Source organism: Verrucomicrobiia bacterium (assembly GCA_035460805.1).
GTDB lineage: Bacteria > Patescibacteriota > UBA1384 > CAILIB01 > CAILIB01 > DATHWI01.
The window spans coordinates 1-4,329 of the sequence record DATHWI010000168.1; the positions used below are offsets into that span (position 1 = coordinate 1).

The following is a 4,329-nucleotide window of genomic DNA, read 5'->3' on the forward strand; positions in this document are numbered from 1 at the left end:
TAACGCCCCGCCCTGATAGTTCCTGGGATAGCCGCACCCTGGTTATTGATTGCCAGGTAAAAAGACTGGGAACCAGCCGCACCCAACCGCCGCTGGGCGATGTAGTTGTATGTCAACCCAGTATTGGCCTGTGTGGCACCCGCTTTCATCCAAACCGAAACGGTGAATGGGTTGTTGTAATCAAAATCTACCAGGGAGGAGTAGGGTATCGTCACATCGTCGTTACTCCCGTCAAAACTCAGGCTACGTGTAGCATCAGTAGGCTGGTGGACCATGCGCCAGTCGTTGCCATCTGCACGGGTTTGGTTGGCGTTTAGTTTAGTGGCACGGGAGGTAGGGGCATTAACAGAGTAGCCAGTAGGGAGGGTGGAGCCAGAGGCATTTGCTACCTTTACCTGTTCACGGAACTGGTAGCCGGGCATGGCCCACACGGGAGAATCGGAAGGGTCACCTGCTGAGACGGCGCCAGCGGAGGAGTAGCCCTCAACCCATGTTGGGCCATTGGTAAGCGTTCCCGTTACCCCATTTCCCGTGGCATCTTCTGCCGATGTTCCCGTTCCCTCGTCCATCTTCCACCAACCCAAAATACTCAAGTTGGAAACAGGGTTCCCTACATACAAAGCCTTCGCCTCTGCCGCGGTGAGGACTCGTGAAAATACCCGGGCATCGTCAATTTTCCCTGCCAGGTACATTGTTGCCGCGCCGCCACCCATGCTCATTCCTGAGTTGCCCCAGTTTACCGAAGCCGTTCCGACAGGCGCCGTAGCTACGGTTACGGCAACGGGGTCACCATTGATAAAAATGCTGGGAACATTTGAAACCGAGCTATTATTGTACGCAACAACCACGTGATACCACGTGTTGGTGGATATTATTGCAGCAGTTTCAAATACTCCCCCTGTCGTAGAAAAGCCATGTTGGAAGCGAATCTTCCCAGCGAGAAGCGTAACTTCTGTGCTCGTACTGTTCCGGGAGCGGAACAACACTGCCCCTCCGGAGGGGCTAATGTTCGTGGTTGAAAACCAGAAGCTATAACTGAGCGCCGCATGCGTCGCCCCTGTCACGGTTGGCAAGGAAACATAGTCATCTGTGCCATCAAACTGCACTGCGGGTGAGTTGGTAACCTGCACTTCGTAGGCGGAGTCCGAGGCAGTAGAGGTGTCGGCAGTTACAGATACATTACCCGCACCCGAGCGACCCGACGGGTTCACACAGCCCACGTCTTCGGGACCACAGCCCTTGAAGCCATCCACAATGGAATTGGCACCAGAAACGAATAGAGGGCCCGTTGTAGCACCATCACCATTGGAACCATTATCGAGAAGTGTGCCGCTATTGCCGTATGGGGATGTGTCCCGTACGTAGCAAGGACTTGCCCCTTCGCAGGAAGATTCATCAAATTTCCACTGGCCAACTAGACCAGCCTCGCTAATCCCGTTTCTTGAGAAGAGTTGAGAAATTTCCTCAGCAGTTAGGACACGGGAATAAATGCGCGGGTCATCCAAAACCCCATTGAGTGGGCTGCCGTATGTGGAGTTAGCGGCCATAGTCAGCGTTGCGGAAGGGACCATGTTCACCCCAATCAGAGGGCGGGAAGAGCTTGAGGTTACGACGGCGTTATCAATATAGAGAATGGCGGAGCTGCTCCGGTCAAAGGTAAGGGCTAAATGATGCCAAGCACCATCGTTGTATCCCGCACCACTAAGCAGCGCGATGGTTGCTGACCCAGTACTGTCGCCCAGTCGGGCCTGCACTTGGCCGCTCACATTCAACACCTGAATTAACACACCATTCAGGTTGTTTGCACCTGATTTCCGCAACAGCACCCCGTCAGTACTAGGGGCCGCCTTAAACCACAGACTCCAGCTCATGGAACCCGTGCCAATGTTATGGATGCCAATGTTCCCAAAGTCTATGCGGTCATCAGTCCCGTCAAACTTAAGCGCGCTGCTTTTCCGGGTCACGCCATTCGGCCAGTTAGGATCAACACCTAGCTGGCGCTGCACCTCGGGGGATGAATCCTGGGTGGTATCGTAATAGGCAGTGTCGTTAACCGTATTGTGTGCCAGGAATGTATTCCCATCGGCATCCGTAGCAGAAGAGGTATAGACGCCAGCCGCTAAGATATCCAAGGACTGAATAGGAATGATGAGGGCAAGGATGAGGGCAGCAGCCGTACCATGGAACGCGATCCGGGAGATCCAGGTGCGGTACCTGCCGTCAGGAAAAACCACCCGGTACTTCTCCCCCGCCCTTGCATATCCTTTTCCAATACGCGCGGCGCAAATAGCTGCAGCACGCTTGGCACCAAGAAGGATACGACCCACGGAATGATTCGTTCGTCCCTTCATGTTAGTTAGGACTTACATTCACCAAGACACTTGGGGTTGAACCTGCGGCAGCAGTCATCACGTTACCAACACATGCGTTCACAGCAGAGGTTATATTAGCGAGGATACCGGCAGTAGTAGTCGTACCACCACAAGCGGCGCGAGTTGTTCCAGTGGAGGACAGACCCCAAGCACTTCCTTGCGTCATGACAATTATTTTACCAGCTGCACCCGCAGTTGTGGCACCAATACTGACGATACCGTACACACCTGCGTCAGAACCGGTTGTAGAAGTGAGAACACCGTTATCCACACCAGTATCCATCTTCACAATCATGCCCGGCTCATAGGTTGAAGAAGCTGGCATGGCTACGTAGTTTTGTACGCCACCAATGAAGAAGCGGGTATCGGCAACTGAGGTAATGGACCCACCTGCTGTTACGGTTTTAGCCAAGACTACTACAGGCTTGGAAGCACTGAAGGCTGGGAGCGTAGTGGACTTGTTAAACTGACAGGTCACACCAGTGGTAGAAGCAGCGCCGCTGGCAGTGACATAGACGTATTCAGTAGTGGCGTCGGTCAAAGCAAGGGTAGTAGGAGCCGACAAGTTACAGCGGGCAAGCTTGGTCTGAGAGCTGACAGCGTCTGCGGTATATGCAGAACCAGCTGCAATGTTCAGGGTAAGGCCAGCGCCTGCGTATGGCTTGAGTGCACTACTGGTCGAAGTCAGGTCGCCTGCAGTACCGGAACTTGGATCAATTCCTACAATCGGCACACCTGGCAAACTTTCACCAGAAGCAATCTTTCCAGTCACATCGATAGAGAAAAGGGTGGCTGCAGAACTGCTGCTGACCAATATAGCGTTACCCGTAGCAGAAGCAGCCTGGGTAATGGTCAAGCCAACCGCATCGGTAGTGCCATTTGTAATCTTCATCTCACCTTTGTACGTACCAAGGAAACGTGATGCGCCATTCAACTGGAAGCTGAACAGATCACCCGTAAAGCCGGAAACAGCGTTGATACCCTGGTAGGTGCCGCTCGTACTCCAAATGGTAGAGGTTGTGCCGCTTGGCTGAATAAGGAAGAGCGGTGTAGTTGTAGTACCTGAGCCACCTGTATATGCCGCGCCGCTGAGAACAAAGGCTGAAGCAGAGACGGCTCCCGCTGCGGAAATGGTAGTGGCACCTGTAAGGGTGTTGGCGGAGGTGCCTGACTGGGTATAAGAACCAGTGGTGGTCATACCGGCAACGGTAATTGCGCCGCTAGCGCTCACGGAGAGCTTGGCAGTTCCCGCCACTTGTAGTTCAAGCAGGTTGGCGGAAAGGCCGGATGGGCCATTTACCACCAAGGTCTTGGTACTTGTACCAGAGGCGGTAGCATCCAAGGTTACGGCAGACGCAGCAGTAAGGGTACCAATATTATAGGTAACACCGCTCTGGTTGAGGTTGAAGATATCACCAGAAGCAGGAGTACCAAAGGTGACAGCCTTACCACCAACCGTAGTAATAGTAGAGGCCTCCTGGAAGACCAGGTTAACCGCGGTACCAGTGTCACCCAAGATGAACTGGTTGGAGCCAGAGCCTGAAAGCTGAAGTTCACCGGAGCTGGAGCTAATTATTCCGTTAGTACCGTCGTGAGAAAGTGAAACGGTCTTTGTACCGCTGGTGTCATAAACCTTGAGGTTTCCGGTGTAGTCCACGCTGAAGCGCTTCAAGCTGTTCAGTTCAAAGTGGAGGAAGTTACCTGTGTAGGCATTTGCCGCGTTGATACCAATGTAGTTACCAGTAGCAGCACCGCCCGCAATGGCAGCCCCTAGCTGGATGATGGAAGAACTGGCAGAAGCAGCAGGAGCGGCAGTGGCCTGAAGGGCAGTGGCCGTAGCAGAGTTGGCGACAAAGGCAGCCGAAGTAGCCGTTGAAGTAACGGACCCAGAGCCAGTGAAGCTAGTACCGCCTGAAACTGCGCCGGAGAGCGTAAGGCTAGTAACACCGGAAAGTGC

General features: G+C 53.7%; 2 protein-coding genes. Both read right to left on the reverse strand.

The genetic code is table 11. From position 1 onward, the window contains the following. Nucleotides 1–2,351 (reverse strand): LamG domain-containing protein (locus VLA04_06855; GenBank protein HSI21374.1); only part of this gene is annotated, 2,351 nt, incomplete at its 3' end. Nucleotide 2,352: 1 nt separating this feature from the next. Beyond that, nucleotides 2,353–4,329, reverse strand: a 1,977-nt coding sequence (locus VLA04_06860) for a hypothetical protein (GenBank protein HSI21375.1), incomplete at its 5' end; no start/stop codon positions are given.